At 28.9% G+C, this 18,069-nt stretch carries 20 protein-coding genes and 1 other annotated feature; of the genes, 16 read left to right on the top strand and 4 right to left on the bottom strand.

Annotated features, from left to right (window positions below; translation table 11 throughout):
• The first annotated feature begins 84 nt into the window (after positions 1-84).
• From ACUSRV_RS02765 to asnA, 9 genes are all read left to right on the top strand, one after another.
• On the top strand, positions 85-1,872 hold the full coding sequence (locus tag ACUSRV_RS02765) for a thiamine pyrophosphate-dependent enzyme (RefSeq protein WP_490140386.1): 1,788 nt from the start codon (positions 85-87) through the stop codon (positions 1,870-1,872).
• A 10-nt stretch (positions 1,873-1,882) separates the two neighbouring features.
• Entirely contained in the window at positions 1,883-2,455 is a 573-nt protein-coding gene (locus ACUSRV_RS02760; protein WP_490140385.1) for an indolepyruvate oxidoreductase subunit beta, read from the top strand.
• Positions 2,456-2,595: 140 nt separating this feature from the next.
• Positions 2,596-3,669, top strand: a complete 1,074-nt coding sequence (locus ACUSRV_RS02755; RefSeq protein WP_490140384.1) for a Y-family DNA polymerase — start codon at positions 2,596-2,598, stop codon at positions 3,667-3,669.
• Positions 3,670-3,681: 12 nt separating this feature from the next.
• Positions 3,682-4,836, top strand: a complete 1,155-nt coding sequence (locus ACUSRV_RS02750; RefSeq protein ID WP_490140383.1) for an aminotransferase class V-fold PLP-dependent enzyme — start codon at positions 3,682-3,684, stop codon at positions 4,834-4,836.
• Positions 4,837-4,912: 76 nt separating this feature from the next.
• Positions 4,913-6,103 (top strand): patatin-like phospholipase family protein, encoded by a 1,191-nt coding sequence (locus ACUSRV_RS02745; RefSeq protein WP_490140382.1) that lies wholly within the window; start codon positions 4,913-4,915, stop codon positions 6,101-6,103.
• Between the two features lie 72 nt (positions 6,104-6,175).
• Positions 6,176-6,679, top strand: a complete 504-nt coding sequence (locus tag ACUSRV_RS02740) for a PTS sugar transporter subunit IIA (RefSeq protein ID WP_490140381.1) — start codon at positions 6,176-6,178, stop codon at positions 6,677-6,679.
• A 30-nt stretch (positions 6,680-6,709) separates the two neighbouring features.
• Positions 6,710-6,970, top strand: coding sequence for an HPr family phosphocarrier protein (locus ACUSRV_RS02735; protein ID WP_490140380.1), 261 nt, complete (start codon positions 6,710-6,712; stop codon positions 6,968-6,970).
• 69 nt (positions 6,971-7,039) lie between these two features.
• Positions 7,040-8,749, top strand: coding sequence for a phosphoenolpyruvate--protein phosphotransferase (gene ptsP / locus ACUSRV_RS02730; protein ID WP_490140379.1), 1,710 nt, complete (start codon positions 7,040-7,042; stop codon positions 8,747-8,749).
• Positions 8,750-8,889: 140 nt separating this feature from the next.
• Positions 8,890-9,145, top strand: a binding site (T-box leader).
• A gap of 79 nt (positions 9,146-9,224) precedes the next feature.
• Positions 9,225-10,229, top strand: coding sequence for an aspartate--ammonia ligase (gene asnA, locus ACUSRV_RS02725; RefSeq protein ID WP_490140378.1), 1,005 nt, complete (start codon positions 9,225-9,227; stop codon positions 10,227-10,229).
• A gap of 29 nt (positions 10,230-10,258) precedes the next feature.
• Here the strand turns inward: asnA and thpR are convergent, their stop codons facing one another.
• Positions 10,259-10,786, bottom strand: a complete 528-nt coding sequence (thpR, locus tag ACUSRV_RS02720; protein WP_490140377.1) for an RNA 2',3'-cyclic phosphodiesterase — start codon at positions 10,784-10,786, stop codon at positions 10,259-10,261.
• 10 nt (positions 10,787-10,796) lie between these two features.
• Entirely contained in the window at positions 10,797-11,411 is a 615-nt protein-coding gene (locus ACUSRV_RS02715; protein ID WP_490140376.1) for an NUDIX hydrolase, read from the bottom strand.
• Between the two features lie 63 nt (positions 11,412-11,474).
• Between ACUSRV_RS02715 and ACUSRV_RS02710 the strand changes: the two genes are divergently transcribed.
• On the top strand, positions 11,475-11,834 hold the full coding sequence (locus tag ACUSRV_RS02710; protein ID WP_490140375.1) for a YkvA family protein: 360 nt from the start codon (positions 11,475-11,477) through the stop codon (positions 11,832-11,834).
• Here ACUSRV_RS02710 and ACUSRV_RS02705 read toward each other — a convergent pair whose 3' ends face one another.
• Positions 11,835-12,914: a pyridoxal phosphate-dependent aminotransferase gene (locus ACUSRV_RS02705; protein WP_490140374.1), complete on the bottom strand. Its 1,080-nt coding sequence runs from the start codon at positions 12,912-12,914 to the stop codon at positions 11,835-11,837.
• Between the two features lie 102 nt (positions 12,915-13,016).
• On the opposite strand from ACUSRV_RS02705, the gene ACUSRV_RS02700 reads away from it, so the two are divergent.
• The 6 genes from ACUSRV_RS02700 to ACUSRV_RS02675 all read left to right on the top strand — a co-directional run bounded on the left by ACUSRV_RS02700 (position 13,017) and on the right by ACUSRV_RS02675 (position 17,521).
• Positions 13,017-13,553, top strand: a complete 537-nt coding sequence (locus ACUSRV_RS02700) for a cob(I)yrinic acid a,c-diamide adenosyltransferase (protein WP_490140373.1) — start codon at positions 13,017-13,019, stop codon at positions 13,551-13,553.
• 101 nt (positions 13,554-13,654) lie between these two features.
• Positions 13,655-14,176, top strand: a complete 522-nt coding sequence (gene hpt / locus ACUSRV_RS02695) for a hypoxanthine phosphoribosyltransferase (protein ID WP_490140372.1) — start codon at positions 13,655-13,657, stop codon at positions 14,174-14,176.
• A 123-nt stretch (positions 14,177-14,299) separates the two neighbouring features.
• The gene (locus tag ACUSRV_RS02690; RefSeq protein ID WP_490140371.1) at positions 14,300-15,526 is read left to right on the top strand and encodes a BaiN/RdsA family NAD(P)/FAD-dependent oxidoreductase; all 1,227 of its coding nucleotides are present in this window, start codon (positions 14,300-14,302) and stop codon (positions 15,524-15,526) included.
• Between the two features lie 12 nt (positions 15,527-15,538).
• Positions 15,539-16,783: a competence/damage-inducible protein A gene (locus ACUSRV_RS02685; protein ID WP_490140370.1), complete on the top strand. Its 1,245-nt coding sequence runs from the start codon at positions 15,539-15,541 to the stop codon at positions 16,781-16,783.
• A gap of 202 nt (positions 16,784-16,985) precedes the next feature.
• Positions 16,986-17,210: an alpha/beta-type small acid-soluble spore protein gene (locus ACUSRV_RS02680; RefSeq protein ID WP_490140369.1), complete on the top strand. Its 225-nt coding sequence runs from the start codon at positions 16,986-16,988 to the stop codon at positions 17,208-17,210.
• A 140-nt stretch (positions 17,211-17,350) separates the two neighbouring features.
• Positions 17,351-17,521 carry a hypothetical protein gene (locus ACUSRV_RS02675; protein WP_490140368.1) on the top strand — a complete coding sequence of 57 codons (171 nt, stop codon included), beginning with the start codon at positions 17,351-17,353 and terminating at the stop codon, positions 17,519-17,521.
• A 26-nt stretch (positions 17,522-17,547) separates the two neighbouring features.
• Here the strand turns inward: ACUSRV_RS02675 and ACUSRV_RS02670 are convergent, their stop codons facing one another.
• Positions 17,548-18,024: a hypothetical protein gene (locus tag ACUSRV_RS02670; RefSeq protein ID WP_490140367.1), complete on the bottom strand. Its 477-nt coding sequence runs from the start codon at positions 18,022-18,024 to the stop codon at positions 17,548-17,550.
• Between the last annotated feature and the right edge of the window lie 45 nt (positions 18,025-18,069).

Below are 18,069 nucleotides of genomic sequence, written 5' to 3'. Positions count from 1 at the left end.
CATTTTAATTTTGGGCATATTGATAAATTTATATACATAAGTTTTTAGAGGAAAATATTTAACAAAATTAATAAGGGGGTAACCATGCAAAAAGTATTAACAGGAAATCAAGCTATAGCTAGGGGATTTTATGAGGCAGGAGGAATACTTGCAGCAAGTTATCCTGGCTCTCCAACAGTAGAAATATTAGAAAGTGTAAAAAAATACAATGAAATATACTCAGAGTTTTCTACAAATGAAAAGGTAGCATTAGAAGTAGCTATGGGAGCTTCTTTTGCAGGTGCAAGAACTATGTGCTCTATGAAACACGTTGGTATAAATATAGCAGCGGATCCACTTATGACATTTACCCAAACTGTTATTAATGGAGGATTTTTATTAGTAAGTGGAGATGATCCAGGACTTGCAAGTTCACAAAATGAACAAGACAATAGAGCATTTGGGAAGTTCGCAAACATGGCAATACTTGATCCAAGTACTAGTAACGAAGCAAAAGAATATATTAAACAAGGTTTAGAAATAAGTGAAGAGTATCAAATTCCTACAATGCTTAGAATTACAAGTAGACTATGCCATAGTAGGGGGATAGTAGAATTAGAAGATAGACATGAAGTAAATATAAAAGAATTTAAAAATGATATATCTAAGTATTGTATGCTTCCACCTCATGCAAATAAAGCTCAATATTTTATGAAGGAAAGATTAGAAAGGTTAGAAGAATACGCTTACGATACATATTTAAATAAATTATATGAGATAGAAAATAGTGATACATTAATAATAACCTCTGGACTTGTATACCAAAATCTAAAGGAAATAAATCCAAATGTATCAATATACAAGTTAGGTCTTATATATCCAATATCTATAAAGAAGATAAATGAATTAAGCCAAAAATATAAAAACATAATAGTGTTAGAAGAAATGACTCCATTTATAGAAAATGAGTTAAAAACAAATAAAATAGAGTGTAAAGGCAAGGAGTATTTTTCATTTACAGGTGAATTACAAATAGAAGATATAGAAAAAGGATTAATAAAAGCTGGAGTAATAAATGAAGAAAACAAAATAAGCAAAGATATAGCACCTATAGATACAGTACCTAGATCTCCTATGTTTTGTTCTGGATGTCCACATAGACCAGTATTTGATATATTAAAGAAATCAAAGGCCTTTGTTATAGGCGATATAGGTTGTTATAGTATGGCTTTATTATATCCATTTGAGGTATCTCAAGTAAACATAAGTATGGGTTCATCCCTTGGAATAATAAAAGGTATGAGAAAAACATATAGTAAGTTAAATGACAATAGACCATTAGTATGTGTTATAGGTGACGGAACATTCTTCCATTCAGGCCTCCCAGGTGCAGTAAACTTACTACATCAATTAGATTCTAATGAAAATATGACTGTAATAATATTAGACAATGGAACTACAGCTATGACAGGTGGCCAGCCTAATGGAAGTTCAGGAGTGAATACAAAACACGGTGATATGAATATAAATATAGAAGAATTACTTAAAACCCTTGGGTTTGAAGATATAACTAGAATAGACCAATTTGAATATTCTAATTCAAAGAAAACAATAAATGATGCAATAAAAAGAAATGGATTATCATTTATAATAACATCTAGACCATGTGCACTTGGCTTTAAGGTTAAAGAACCTTATTTCTATGTAGATCCTAGTATATGTATAGGATGTAGAAGTTGTGTTAAAACAAATTGCCCTCCTATAAAAATGAAGAAGTACGAAGGTATTGAGAAATTAAAATCATCGATAGATCCAAATATGTGCGTTGGATGTTCTGTTTGTGCTCAAGTATGTCCTGTCGGAGCAATAAAAAGATCTGGTGAAACTAAATAGGGGGGATAATATGAAAAATATAATATTAGCTGGAGTTGGAGGTCAAGGGCTTGTCCTTGCTACTGAAATAATAAGTCAAGTAGGATTCAGAGCGGGATTTGATATTAAAAGCAACGATGTTGTAGGATTATCACAAAGAGGTGGAAAGGTCTGGGGAAGTATAAGAATAGGTGATAAAGTAAATTCTCCAAACATACCTGTAGGTCAAGGAGATATATTATTAGGACTTGAGCCACTTGAAGCCTATAGATGGAGTTACGTATTAAAAGAAGGAGCTTTAGTTGTTCTTAATAAATACCAAACTGCTCCTAATACTGTTCTTATGGAAGTTAATAAATATCCAGATAATATAGAAGAATACTTAGAAAGTAAATACAATGTTATAAAAATAGATGCTATGGAAGAAGGAAACAAATTAGGAAATAATAAGGTTGCAAACACATTTTTATTAGGTATTATGGCAAAATATATTGAAGATATTATAGATAAAAAAATATGGATAGAAGTTATAAAAGAATATGTACCAATAAAGGCTATAGAAGCTAATATTAAAGCATTTGAAATAGGATATAATTATAATTAAGGAGTTGAGGATTTTCCTCAACTCTTTTAATTTTGAGCAACGGGCCTGCCTTTTAGACCGTTGGCGATATAAGTGAAACGAATCTTTGCCTTTGACTTGCGAACGTATGTTTTGTATAATTTAATTTAGAGGTGAAGAAATTGGATAAGATAATATTTCATATAGATGTTAATTCTGCATTTCTTTCTTGGACTGCTGTAGATATGCTAAGAAATAATATAAATATAGATATAAGAAAAATACCTTCTGCCATAGGGGGAGATCCTAACAGCAGGCGTGGTGTAGTTCTTGCAAGCTCAATAGAAGCTAAAAAATTTGGAGTTAAAACTGGAGAATCACTTTATAGGGCCTTTGGTAAATGCAAGAACCTTAAGGTATATCCGCCGGATTTTAGGCTTTATCGCAATTGTAGTAACGCAATGGTAGAAATACTAAAAGAATATTCTCCCTTAATAGAAAGATTTTCAATTGACGAGTGTTTTTTAGATTGTTCTCATTTTAAGGGATATGAAATGAAAAAAGCTATTGAAATAAAAGAAAAAATAAAAAAGGAACTTGGATTTACCGTTAACATAGGGATAGGAAACAATAAGCTTTTAGCCAAGATGGCATCTGAGTTTGAAAAGCCAGATAAAATTCATACCATTTATAAAGAGGAAATAAGAGAAAAAATGTGGAACCTTCCTGTAGGAGATTTATTTATGGTTGGAAAAGCAAGTGAAAGAAAACTAAAAAATCTAAATATAAAGACTATAGGTGAATTGGCAAACTACGATTTAAACACTATAAAAACTATATTTAAAAGTTTTGGATTAAAACTTTATCAATATGCAAATGGAATCGACAACTCAGATATACATGAGGAAAGAAAATCAAAACATAAGGGGATAGGTAATTCTACAACTCTACCTTACGATATTGATGATGAAGAAGATGCTTTTAATGTACTTTTAGAATTAACAAATACTGTAACATATAGGCTTAAAAAGTCAGAACTTTTGGCAAGTCAGGTTAGTGTATCTATAAGAAATTCTGATTTTGTCACTTATTCTCATCAAAAAACATTAATAAATCCTACAGATGACAATGATTTAATATATAATACAGTAAAACAAATATTTAAAGAAATGTATAAACATGAACCTATTAGGCTTTTAGGAGTTAGAGTTACAAAGTTAACTTCTAATGACGTTGTTCAGTTAACATTATTTTAATGGGGGTATATTATGGGAATATATTTAGATAATGCTGCTACATCATATCCAAAACCAAAGGAAGTAGCTGATGCGATTTATGATTTTATAGTTAATAAAGGGGGAACCGCTGGAAGGGGAGCATATCAAAAGGCTCTAGATTCAGATTATCAAGTTTATCAAGCTAGAAAACTAATATCAAACTTTTTTAATCATGACAATCCAAGTTCTGTTATATTTACATCAAATATAACAGAATCTCTAAACAGCATTATAAATGGAGTATTAAATGAAAACGACCACGTTATAATAAGTTCACTAGAACACAATGCTGTATATAGATGTCTAAGAACTTTAGAAAGAGACAAAAAAATATCTATATCAATAGTTGAATGTGATAAATATGGATATACAAATTCAAATGACATAGAAAAATATATAAAAACTAATACAAAGTTAATAGTATTTAACCATGCATCAAATGTACTTGGAACTATACAGCCTATAAGAGAAATAGGAAAAATAGCTAAAGATAACAATATATTATTTTTGGTAGATGTTGCTCAAACAGCTGGGGCTCATAATATAGATATTAAGGAAGATAACATAGATATATTGGCTTTCACAGGCCACAAAAGCTTACTAGGGCCTATGGGTATAGGTGGTTATATATTAAGCTGTGATCATAGTTTAATAAGGCCATTTAAATCAGGAGGAACTGGAGGAGATTCAGCATATCCATTCCAACCAGATTATCTTCCGAATAAATTTGAATGTGGAACTCCAAATATTCCTGGGATAATAGGGCTTATGGAGGGTATTAAGTTTATAAATAAAGTTGGATTACAAAATATAATAAATAAAGAAAGAGAATTAATGGACTATACATTAAATAAATTGTCACAGATAAAAAATATAAATATATACGGTCCTAAAGACACTTCAAAAATATTAAATGTAATTTCTTTTGATATAGATAATATATCATCAAATGAGTTAGCTTATGAATTAGATCAAGAATATGAAATAATGGTTAGAGTGGGGCTTCACTGCGCGCCAACTGCACATAAAATAATAGGAACGGACAAAAATGGTACTATTAGAATAAGTATTGGATATTTCAATGAAAAAGAAGATATAGACAAGCTAGTAATATCTTTAAATGAATTAATAGAAAAACTCACTTAAAATAGACTTGCACAAATTATATATATATAAATATAATATATGGTTATATAAAATAGATTTTTTAGTGGGTGATGCTATGAGAGGGTTGATATTAGAAGGTGGGGGAGCAAAAGGTGCATACCAAATAGGAGCATACAAAGCTCTAAAAGAAATGGGTATTGATTTTGATGGTGTTGCAGGAACATCTGTCGGTGCACTAAATGGTGCATATATAGTTCAAGATGATATAGAAACTTTAGAAAATATATGGTTAGAAGCTAACTATAGTTTTTTTATGGATATAGACGAAGTGACATATAACAAAGTAAAAAACATAGATTTAAACCCTAAGAATTTTAATACTATTGTGACCTTTTTAACTAAAGCTTTAAAAAAAGATGGAATAGATATATCACCACTAAGGAAAAGTCTTGAAGATACTATAGATGAAGAAAAAATAAGAAACTCTAAAAAGGACTTTGGAATGGTTACGGTATGGTGGGATAAGAAAATAAATCCATCACCTATTTATATTGAAGATATACCAGACAAAAAGTTAATAGATTATTTAATAGCCAGTGCAAGTTTACCTATATTTAAATTAGAAAAAATAGACGGAAAGCTTTATTTAGATGGAGGATTTTACGACAACTTGCCAATAGGATTACTTAGAAAGAAAAAATATGATGAATTTGTTGTAGTCAGATTGAACAATAATGAAAAGCACAAGCACAAGCTTATAAATCAAAATTCCCATATAAAAAGTATAGTTCCTTCAGAAAACTTAGGTGGATTTTTGAATTTTGATAAAGAAAATGTTATGAAAAATATAAAGCTAGGATATTTTGATACTAAAAAAACATTTAACCAATATGACGGTGTAAGATATTATTTTATAGAAAATAATAAATACGGCGAAGATTATTGTTTTAATTTAATTAAAAATATAAGTGAAGATACTATATTTAAATTGTGTTACAAGCTAAATATAAAGAAAGAACCATCATTAAGAACCTTATTTGAAAATATAGTTCCAGAGTTGGGAAAATTATTAAATCTTAGCGATGATTTTGGTTATAAAAATTTAATATATTCTATTTATGAAAATGAACTAGAAAACCAAGGAGCTCAAAGAATAAATTTATATGACTTTGAAAAAACATTTATTGCTGTAAATAAATACGTGAAAAATTCACAAAAAACAAACTTTGATATTAAAAATATAAACAAAGATAAATTGACCAAGAGCATTACTTGGGATATTATAAATGATATAAATAATAAATAATATTATATCCTTCGGAAAAACTATTAAGTATAGTTATAAAATTAATAACTAAAGAAAAACGGAGGTATCAATATGTTTAAAAACTTAATGAACAAATTAACAGGAAACAATGAAAATGGTAATATAGTTTTTAAATCACCTTTAAGTGGAAAGGTACTTCATATAAGTAAAACACCTGACGATGTATTTTCTCAAAAAATGTTAGGAGATGGAGTGGCTATAGAACCAACTGAAGGTATGGTATATTCTCCTGTAGATGGTGAAATAACACAGATATTTTTACCATCAAAACATGCTGTAGGAATAACAAGCAAAGATGGATTAGAAATCCTAATACATATAGGATTAGAAACAGTTAAGATGAATGGAGAAGGATTTGAAGCCCTAGTGAAACAAGGAGATAAAGTTAAGGAAGGTCAAGAACTTATAAGATTTGATATCCAAAAAATAAAAGAAAAAGCTAAATCAACTATAACTCCAGTTTTAATAACCAATATGCACGATATAAAAGGATTGAAGCTTATAAAAGATGGGAATATAGAAGCAAAGGAAGATTTATTGATTATACAAAAATAAATACAAAAGATATTTTGGGAGGTTTTTAAAATGGAAAAAACAGTTACAATTAAAAATGCAAGTGGATTACATGCCAGACCAGCTGGTATGTTTGTAAAAAAAGCTTCAGAATTTAAATCTACAGTAGAGATAAAAGCTAAAGATAAAGTTGTAAATGCCAAATCTATAATGGGTATAATGAGCTTAGGATTAGGTCAAGGGGATACTGTAACTATAGTGGCAGATGGAAATGATGCTGAAAATGCTATAAATGAATTAGTTGAATTAGTTGAAAGTGGATTTGGAGAATAATATTAAACTAGACCTCGGTGTAAAAGCCGAGGTTTAATTGTAACTATAACTTCGAAAGGAGATATCAAAATGTTCAAAGGAATTGGAGCATCACCAGGTATAGCTTTAGGTAAAGCATTAGTTATAAAACACAGTAAATTAAATATAGAAAGAAAAACAATAACTGATATAGATGGTGAAGTAAAAAAGTTTGAAGATGCAATATCAAAATCAAAAGAAGAATTGACTTTGGTTAAAGAAAGAGCACAAAGGGAATTAGGTGAAGATAAAGCATCTATATTTGAATCTCACTTACTAGTTTTAGAAGATCCAGAATTAATTGACCAAACTATAAATAATATAAAAGAACAAAAAATAAATGCAGAGTCTGCTTTTAATGATGTAGTAGAAATGTTTGTATCTATATTTGAAAGTATGGACAACGAATATATGAAAGAAAGATCATCTGATATAAAAGACGTTGGAAATAGAGTATTGAGAAATTTACTAGGGCTAAAAATAGTAGATTTATCATCTTTAAATGAAGAAGTAATTTTAATAGCACACGACTTAACTCCATCTGATACAGCAACTATGAACAAAAAAATGGTTTTAGGTTTTTTAACTGATATAGGTGGCAGAACATCACATACAGCTATAATGGCTAGAAGTTTGGAAATACCAGCTATAGTTGGCTTAAACGATGTGACAAATAAAGTTAAAGATGGAGACTTTATAGTATTTAATGGAGATACTGGACAAGCTTTGCTCAATCCATCAAATGAAGAAATTAATAAATATAGAGATTTAAAATCAAACTTTGATGAAGAAAGAAAGTCTCTACAGTCTTTAATAGGAAAAGAAAGCAAAACTAAAGATAAAAGACACGTTGAACTTTCGGGAAATATAGGTACTCCAAAGGACATCGAAGGATTACTTAAAAACGATGCTGAAGGTGTTGGGCTATATAGAACAGAGTTTCTATATATGGATAGAGATAACTTTCCAAGTGAAGAAGAGCAATTTGAATCTTATAAAGCTGTTTTAGAAGCTATGAATCCAAAGCCTATAGTTATAAGAACATTAGATATAGGAGGAGATAAGGAATTAACTTATCTGAAAATGGAAGAGGAGATGAATCCATTTTTAGGATATAGAGCTATAAGATTATGCCTTGATAGAACTGATATATTCAAAACCCAGTTAAGAGCTTTATTTAAAGCAAGTATATATGGAAATCTTAGAATAATGTTTCCTATGATATCTTCTTTAGAAGAGTTATTATCTGCAAAGGAAATAGTAGAAGAAGTAAAATCAGAACTTGATAAAGAAAATATAAAGTACTCTAAAGATGTTCAAATAGGTATGATGATAGAAGTTCCATCAGCTGCAGTTATATCACATATATTGGCAAAACACGTTGACTTTTTTAGTATAGGTACTAATGACTTAATACAATACACTTGCGCAGTAGATAGAATGAATCAAAAAATAAGCTATCTTTACAACCAATTTAACCCTGCAGTATTAAGACTTATAAAAATGGTTATAGACAATGCACATAGAGAAGGTAAATGGGCTGGTATGTGTGGTGAATCTGCTGGAGATAAGAAAATGATACCAATACTCATTGGTATGGGACTTGATGAATTTAGTATGAGCCCTATATCTATACTTCCAGCTAGAAAACTTATAAGTTCTTTAAGTTATGAAGAAATGAAAAATTTTGCAGATGAAGTTCTAAAATTAGGGACTGCAAAAGAAATAGAAGATTATATAAATAAAACATTTAATTACTAAAATTTTATTAAAAAACAGGTATACAAATATATACTACTAAGCATAATATATATTAAATAATTAATATTATTAAATATATTCAAAATATATTGACATATACTGCACAATATATTAAAATATTAAATTATAAGAAAATAAAAAGAAAGACAGTGAAGGGAAGAGTAAATATAGGAAGTAGTCACAGCGAGTTGGCGGTAGTGGGAGCCCAACATGAAGCCTATATCGAAGAACATCCCAGAGTTGCTAACCGAAATCTATATAGAGAGTAGACTTAGCCGGATCCAATCCGTTATCATATTGGACAGTATCGAAGAACGTATTTCTTCTGTACATGTAAGGCGAGCTGTAAAGCTAAGCAGGGTGGTACCGCGGAAGTAATAACCTTTCGTCCCTTTTGGGATGAAGGGTTTTTTTGTATTTAAAATTAAAAAGAGTATAGCGCTATGCTCCTAAATCATATAAGGGAGTGTATAATATGAAACTAATAATACCAGAAGGATATAAAGATGAATTAGGTGTTTTAGAAACACAAGTAGCAATAAAAACATTAAAGGATCATTTTGAAACATCATTATATAAAGAATTAAATTTAACTAGAGTTTCGGCTCCATTATTTGTTCTGCCTGAATCAGGAATGAATGACAATTTAAATGGAATTGAAAGACCTGTTTCTTTTGATGTGCCTGCAGTATCTAAAAAAGCAGAAATAGTTCATTCATTGGCAAAATGGAAGAGAATGGCCCTTCAAAAATATGGGTTTGAATCTGGACATGGACTTTATACTGATATGAATGCTATTCGTAGAGATGAAGAGCTAGATAACCTTCACTCTATATATGTAGATCAATGGGACTGGGAGCTAGTAATATCAAAAGAAGAAAGAAATGAAGAAAAATTAAAAGAAATAGTTACGAAAATATACAATGTATTTAAAAATACAGAAGATCATGTATGTAGCCAATATTCTTGTATACCTAAGACTTTACCAGATAAAATAACATTTATAACTACACAAGAATTAGAAGATATGTATCCGAATTTTACTCCAAAACAAAGAGAAGATGCAATAGCTAGAAAATATGGTGCAGTATTTATAATGAAAATAGGAAATGAATTAGAGTCAGGTGAAAAACATGATGGAAGAGCTCCTGATTACGATGACTGGGATTTAAATGGAGATATTATATTTTATAACCCTGTATTAGATAGTGCATTTGAACTATCATCTATGGGAATTAGAGTAGATGAAGATTCACTAGAAAGACAACTTAAATTAGCTAATTGTGAAGATAGAAGAGGATTTGACTATCATAAAAAGCTATTAAAAGGAGAACTTCCATACACTGTAGGTGGAGGGATAGGTCAATCTAGAATATGCATGTTCTTTTTACAAAAAGCACATATAGGAGAAGTGCAAGTAGGTATATGGCCTAATGAAATGGTTGAAAAATGTGAAGAATATGGAATAACACTGTTATAAATACAAAATAAAGGCTGCATTTGCAGCCTTTAATATATTACTTCATATATAGGTCCTGTAGGAGTTAAAGTACTTTTTATTAAGTTTATTTCACCTATATTAAATTCCATATTTTCTATATTTATATTGTTTAAAGCTTCTAAATTATTATTATCCAAAACATTAAACTTCCTAGCAATAGTTATATGTGGTTTAAATCTTCTGTTTTCCTTTTCAAATCCTATAATACTAAGGTCATCGTTTAGTTTATACACAGTATCTTCTAGTTTTTTCAATTCTCCATTTAATCCAACCCATATTGTTGAATTTTGACTTTTATTGAAAAATCCTATTTTATTTAAATCTAAATTAATATCTAAGTTTTTATAATTATCTAGAACATTTTTTATATCGTGAACTTTATGTTCTTCAACTTCACCTAAAAATCTAAATGTAATATGAAGGTTTTGACGAGCTGAGTAATTTGCCTTTATATTTTTATTTTTTAGTTCTTCTTCTATACTGTATATATGATCTACAACAGTATCTGGTGGGTAATAACCTATAAATAGTCTCATATTATTCTCCTTATAATCTATTTTTTATATAATTTATAAAGTTTTGAAGTATTTTAGCTGTTATTCCCCATATAATGTATTCTTCATATTTATAAAAAAGTGTAGGATATTGGCCTACTTTAAACTTGTACTTGTGTTTATTAGGTATAATTTCATAAGGAAAGTCATCACTTGGTATAATCTTAATTTCGTTACCGTATGATTTAGGCTCATTTTTTAGTAAATAATTAATAGGAACTAAAAATACATGATCGACTTCATCTTCATTTATATGGATATTGTCTATATTTACAACTCCAATATAAGGATGAATTATCATATTAAATGGAGCTACAAATAAATCAAGGGGTGATATAATTTTTATATCATCTTCAGATATACCTAGTTCTTCACAAGTTTCTCTAATTGCAGTATATTCATGGGTTTCATTTTTCTCATATTTCCCCCCAGGAAATGATATTTCATTTGGCTGTGTATTTAAATTTTTAGATCTAACTTGGAACAGTATATAGTATTCCCCATTTTTCTGTACTAAAGGTATCAAAACAGAAGATATTTTCATATCTTCATGTCCATTTATATAAGGATTGTAATCTTTAAAAATATCTTCCAATTTTTTTAACATATTTATTTCACCTTTAACTTATATTATAATAGTTATTAATATCCTAAAAAAGAGGTGGTTATATTGAGTAAATTTAATAGACTTAAGTATTCTTGGTCTTTTTTAAAAAATATATTTAGTTTTAGAAAATTCCTAAAGGACGATAGAGTAAATATTTTAAGCAAAGTAAAAACATTAGGAGCCCTAGCATTAGGCATAGTATACCTAATTTCACCTATAGACTTAGTACCTGAACTATTTACAGGCTTTGTAGGTGGTATAGATGATGCACTTATACTAGGGTACTTCCTAAAAGTTATAAACGATGAAATAGAAAGATTTAAGCATCTTCCAAAAGGCAACACTAATGCACAAGTATATAGACCTAGTTATAATGACGGCAATATAATAGAAAATGTAAATTACAAAATAAAAGATGAGTAATTAAGAGGCAAATATGTCTCTTAATTTTTTTATAAGCAATTTATTTTCTTCAGGCTTTAATGTACATACTCTAAAGAAGTATTCATCAAGGCCTTCAAAAGATGTTGCATTTCTTATAACTATTTTATTTTCTATTAATTTTTCATATAGTTCTTTTGAATTTAATTTTTTAGATTTTATTTCACAAAGAATAAAGTTTCCTTTACTTTCAAATACTTTTAAATCTTCAATAGATTTAAGTTCGTTTGTAAGATAATCTCTTTCATCTTTTATTTTATTTATAGTATCTTCTATGTAGTTTTTGTCTTTAAACATAATTTCGCCCATTATAGTAGCAAAAATGTTTATATTCCATAAATCAAGTCTTTGCTCTATTTTTTCATAAACTTCTTTATTAGATATAAGCCCATATCCAAGTCTTATTCCAGGAGTTGAAAAGAACTTAGATGTACCTCGTATAACAAATAAATTGTTATATTCATCTACTAATGGAGTAGATGAATATTTATTCATATCTGTAAATTCTATATAAGTTTCATCTACCATTACAAAGGCATTACTATTATTAAGTATTTTTTTAATTTCTTCTTTAGAAAATGCAAATCCAGTAGGATTGTTTGGATTACATATGATTATAAGGTTATAATCGTTAGTTTTTATATTTTCTATAAGGTCGTCTAAATCTACTTTAAAATCGTTTTCTTTTTTGTGGAAGTATTTACTTATATTGCAGTTGATCTTTTTTAGTTCTCTTTCATATTCAGAATAAGCAGGGGAAAGTAATAAAGTATTATTTGGATTAATAATATTTATAAATGAGGATATTAATTCAGTGGCCCCGCTTCCTAAAAGTATATTGTCTTCATTACAAAAACAATAATTAGAAATAGAATTTTTTAGGTTCTTATAATTTGGATCTGGGTATATAGACACCATATCGATATTTTTTATAACTGCATCTTTAGCATTAGAAGATGCTCCAAATGGGTTTATATTAGAACTAAAATCCATAAGTTCTTGTTTTTCAAACCCTAATTTCTTCGATATATCAAATAAATTTGCACCATGGTTAATACTCATTTTTTACACCTCACAAAATTTAAGTTATTACCTATATTATAAGTAAAAGATGACCATATTAACAAATATAATTTAAAAAAATATAAGGGGGTAATTATAATTATGAAAATTTATACTAAAACTGGCGACAAAGGTCAAACATCATTATACGATGGAACTAGAATTGATAAGGACAGTTTAAGGGTTGATGCATATGGAACTATAGATGAACTAAATTCTTATATAGGATTATCTAGAAATTATGTTAAAGATAAAGAAGTAGATGAAATTCTTTTTAAAATACAAAAGAAATTGTTTTTTATAGCTGGAGAACTTGCTACTAAAGAAGATGGAAAATTTAAACGAACTGCAAATGAACAAGATATAAAAAAATTAGAAGATATAATAGATGAATATCTAAAAAAAATAGATACAGTAAATGCTTTTATAGTTCCAGGAACTTCTTTGGCATCTGCAAATCTTCATGTTGCTAGAACTGTATGTAGAAGAGCAGAAAGAAGAATAATAACTCTAAGTAAGGAAGAAAATATAAATCCTCTTTTAATAAAGTATGTAAATAGATTGTCAGATACGCTTTATGCAATGGCAAGATACAGCGAAGAAAAAATAATACACATGAACTTTGATGATGAAGATTAACGAACTATAATTATAATAATCAAAATAATATTCACATTAATATATATATTATGATATAATCAAAATATAAAATGTACGAAATGAAAAAAACGGAGGTTATTATGTATAGAGTAACTGAAACTTTATTAACTGAAGAAGAAATTAAATTAAAGGTAAAAGAGCTAGGGCAAAAAATAGAAAGTGATTTTAAAGGTGAAGATTTATTAGTAGTAGGTATACTAAAGGGTGCTTGTGTATTTGTTTCTGACTTAATAAGAAATATAAACTTGGATGTTAACATGGATTTTATGTCTGTATCAAGTTATGGAAAATCTACTCAGTCTTCTGGCACAGTAAAAATACTAAAGGACTTAGATGTTGATATAGAAGGCAAAAACGTATTAATAGTTGAAGATATAATAGACACTGGACTTACTTTAAAAAACTTATTTGAAACATTAAAAACTAGAAATCCTAAGAGTTTAAAACTATGTACACTACTTGACAAACCAGAAAGAAGAACAGTAGATATAGATGTAGACTACATTGGATTTGTTATACCAGATAAGTTTATAGTAGGATATGGAATAGATTACGCAGAAAAATATAGAAACTTACCATATATAGGAATAGTAGGGGAATAAACCCCTACTTTTTTTTTGAGCAACGGGCCTGTTATTTAGGCCGTTGGCGACATGAGCAATGCGAATTTTGTGCTTTAATGCTATAATAATATATTATTATATATAGAAAGAAAGGTTGATAAAATGAAAAAAGTAGTAGTTATAGGTGGAGGAGCAGCAGGGATAATAGCTGCAGCTACTGCAGCTAAAAGAGGATTAGACGTAACTTTAATAGAAAAAAACAATAGACTTGGAAGAAAACTTCTTATAACAGGTAAGGGTAGATGCAATATAACTAATGCATGTGATATAGAGGAAATGATAGAAAATATTCCTGTAAATGGAAAGTTTTTATATAGTGCATTTTATAGTTTTACAAATGACGATGTAGTAAATTTATTTAATGAGCTAGGATTAAAAACAAAGGTTGAAAGAGGAAAAAGAATATTCCCAGAAAGTGATAAAGCATTAGATGTAGTTAAGGCTCTAGAAAAATATATAAGAAAAAATAATGTAAAAGTAATAACTGATTCTCCCGTAGAAAGGGTAGTATCTAAAGAAAACAAAGTTCAAAAGGTTATTTTAAAAAATAAAAGTGAAATAAAATGCGATAGTGTAATAATAGCTACAGGTGGAGCAAGTTATCCTCTTACTGGATCTACCGGTGATGGATACAAGTTTGCAAAGGAAAATGGACATACTATAATTCCACTTAAGCCTTCTCTAATAGGCCTTGAAACTAATGAAAATTGGGTTAAAGATTTAGATAAATTAACTCTTAAAAATATATCAATAAAAGTTTTAAATAAAAATAACAAAAAAATATATGAAGATTTTGGAGAAATGGAATTTACAAAATACGGAGTTAGTGGGCCTGTTATATTGTCATCTAGTTCTAGAATGAAAGATATACAAAAAGAACAATATAAAATAGTCATAGATCTAAAGCCAGCTTTAAGTACTGAAAAATTAGATAAAAGAGTTCAAAACGACTTTAATAAGTACAGTAATAAAACCTTTGAAAATTCACTTAATGACTTACTACCTCAAAAGTTAATACCTATAATAATAAAATTAAGTGAAATAGATCCAAATACTGTTGTACATCAAATATCTAAAGAACAAAGAAAAAACCTAATTAATATACTTAAAAATTTAACTGTTAATATAAAAAAGTATAGACCTATAGAAGAAGCTATAGTTACATCCGGTGGAGTTAAGACCAGTGAAATAAATTCTAGCACTATGGAATCAAAGTTAATACAAGGTCTATATTTTGCAGGAGAAGTTGTAGATGTAGACGCATATACTGGAGGATTTAATTTACAAATAGCATTTTCAACAGGCTATTTAGCTGGAACAAATTGTTAAAGGGGTGTTTTCATGAATGCTGAAATACTGTGTGTAGGAACGGAAATATTGTTAGGAGATATAGTAAATACAAATGCTCAATATTTAGGACAAAGACTCGCAGAAATGGGAATAAACGTATACTATCAAACATCTGTTGGAGATAACAAAGATAGACTAAAAAAAGCACTAGAAATAGGATTTTCACGTTCTGATTTAGTTATAACTACAGGAGGGCTTGGACCTACTGATGATGACTTAACTAAGGAAACTATATGTGAATATTTTAATTTAAAATTAGTTGTGCATGAACCATCATTAGAAAATATCAAAAATTACTATAAAATTAGACATGGTCATACAGATATAACTGAAGGAAACAAAAAACAATCTTATGTTCCAGAAGGCTCTATAGTACTTCAAAACAGATGGGGTTCAGCTCCAGGTTGTGTTATAGAAAAAGAAGGAAAGGCACTTATAATGCTTCCAGGGCCGCCTAGTGAAATGACTCCAATGTTCGATTATACCGCATCTAAGTATTTGTCTAAATACCAAGATGGAATACTTTATTCAAATGTACTAAGGCTTACTGGAATAGGAGAAAGTATGGTTGAAGAAGAAATAAGAGATATGATTAGAAGTCAAAGTAACCCTACTATAGCCCCTTATGCAAAAACTGGTGAGACAATACTTAGAATTACTGCAAAGGCAAAGGATGAAGATGAAGCTATAAATATTATAAAACCTATAAAAGAAGAAATATATAATAGGCTTTCCAAATATATATATGGAGAAGGCGAGACTACTTTAGAAGAAGAAATAGCAAAGCTTATAAAATGTAATGGATATACAATAGCTACAGCTGAATCTTGCACTGGAGGTATGGTAGCTTCAAGACTTGTGAATTATCCAGGGATATCGGATGTTTTTCTTGAAGGCATGGTAACATACAGCAATGAAGCAAAAATTAAAAGACTTGGGGTAAAAGATGAAACATTAGAAAAATATGGAGCAGTAAGTGAAGAAGTAGCATTTGAAATGGCTAATGGAATATCAAGTACTGCAAATACAAATATAGGTATATCTGTAACTGGAATTGCAGGCCCTGGTGGAGGAAGTGAAGAAAAGCCAGTTGGACTTGTATACGTTGGAATTTGCATAAATGGCAAAACAAATGTTAAAAGACTGAATTTAAGTGGAAGTAGAAATTCTATAAGAAATATAACAACGTTATATACTCTTAATTTCTTGAGATATGAGCTTATCAATACAATATAAAATTCGCTGCGCTCATGTCGCCAACGACCTAAAAAACAGGTCCGTTGCTCAAAATTAGAAAATTCAAAATATGGTAAAAATTACCTTGAATTAAAAAATGAAATCTTCACAAAATAGTATTACAAAGCAAGATACACAGCAAAAGTCATAGCAAAATAGGAAGCAAGCCAAAAAAATCATTTTAGAAAGGTGAGGATTAGACATGTCAAATAACAATACTAACAACACAAAAGTAGTTCCAGAGGCTAAAGCAGCACTAAACCAAATGAAAATGGAAATAGCTGGTGAATTAGGAATGGCTAACTATGGACAAATGGACAAAGGAAATTTAACAGCTAGACAAAATGGTTATGTAGGCGGATATATGACTAAGAAATTAGTTGAAATGGCTGAACAACAAATGGCTGGAAAAGGACCACAACAATAAGTATTTAATATAAGTAATATTATAAAAGGCAGAGGAAGTTTCCTCTGTCTTTAATTTTTTACAAAAACATTATAATGAATTATTTTTAATACTCTGGAGATAATAAAATATATACATAATAATTAATAGGAGGTATAAATATGTCTACTATAAACTTTGAAGAAGTAAAAAGACAATTTGTAAATGCTGATTTAGATGAAAAAATAAGAATATATACTTCAACTGAAGGACTAACTGTTGAGCAATTTAGAGAACTTCTAAAATTCTATCCAATACAACATTTAGCAAAATTAGAAAAGGCTATGGGATAATAAAAAGCGAGGAGAAATCCTCGCTTTTAATGTTTTTGATTTTTTATGTAATTATAGACTCTTTCACTTCCTAACTCTATCTTTCCTGTTTTTATGTATTTTATAATATTGTCTACTTCAATTGCTGTTAAGTATTGAGAAGGCATTGTAAGTTCATATCCGCTTTCCTTTAATACGTTTTTAAGTTGAAGTTGTTGGGTAACTGTAGGCTTAGGTGATATTGAAACTTTAGATTTTGATTTGCTTTTAGGTGAGATACTAAATTCATTTTGATTATTTATAAGCTTATCTATGTAGTTTATGTAGGATTTTCTAAATTCTTCTTTGTTTTTTACATTTTCATCTAACCAATGCTTCATATTTTCCATTTCTAGTATATTTTGTGCAAATATGTTTGCTGTTAATTTACCACTTGCAATTCCCTTTTGATATTTTCTAAGAACCTTTTTTGTATAACCATAAAGCTGAGTTCTAAGTCGAATATCCAAACTTTCTATATCCATATAATAGCTCCCTTCTTACATAATCATCCATTTATATTATTGACA

This window comes from Sporacetigenium sp. TC11, from assembly GCF_058146105.1.
The sequence above is the reverse complement of the archived record's forward strand: the minus strand, read 5'-3'. Positions and strand labels throughout refer to the sequence as shown.